Here is a 635-nt window from a genome sequence, read left to right as displayed (position 1 = left end):
GACCAAGTTAAGGCAGAAATGCACCAGGCTGTGGTAGAAGTTGGAACGGGCATTTGTAAAACGACCACTGAAGCACGTAAAGAAATTTCTCAACTGCGTTATACCGTATCACAGCTCGCCGGAGAGCAAGGCTTAAGGATTGGGGCCGCTGGTACACACCCCTTCTCACATTGGGAAAAGCAGTTAATTACAGAACATCCCCGCTATAACGAGATTGTGAACGAACTACAGGAAGCTGCACGTTCTAACCTCATTTTTGGGCTGCACGTACACGTAGGTTTTCAATCTCGCGAGCTGGCCATTCATATTGCCAACCAGGTGAGGTATTTCCTGCCCCATGTTTTTGCCTTATCTACCAATTCTCCATTCTGGGAATCGCGGAACACGGGTTACAAATCTTTCCGTACAAAAATTTTCGACAAATTTCCGCGTACGGGCATTCCCGATATTTTTAACAGCATCGAGGATTACGATAATTATGTAAAACTGCTCATCAAAACCAATTGCATGGACAATGCGAAGAAAATCTGGTGGGATATCCGTGTTCATCCGTTTTTCGACACCGTTGAGTTCCGCATTTGCGATTGCCCGATGCTGATTGATGAAACGATGGCTTTTACGGCATTATTTCAAGC

General features: G+C 45.4%; 1 protein-coding gene. It reads left to right on the top strand.

Going from position 1 to position 635, the window contains the following annotated elements; translation table 11 throughout:
- On the top strand, window positions 1-635 hold a 635-nt coding region (locus AC1DND_RS29005; protein ID WP_477586450.1), incomplete at both ends, for a YbdK family carboxylate-amine ligase.

The sequence above is a fragment of the Pedobacter sp. 01N416 genome (assembly GCF_056399685.1).
The sequence above is the reverse complement of the archived record's forward strand: the minus strand, read 5'-3'. Positions and strand labels throughout refer to the sequence as shown.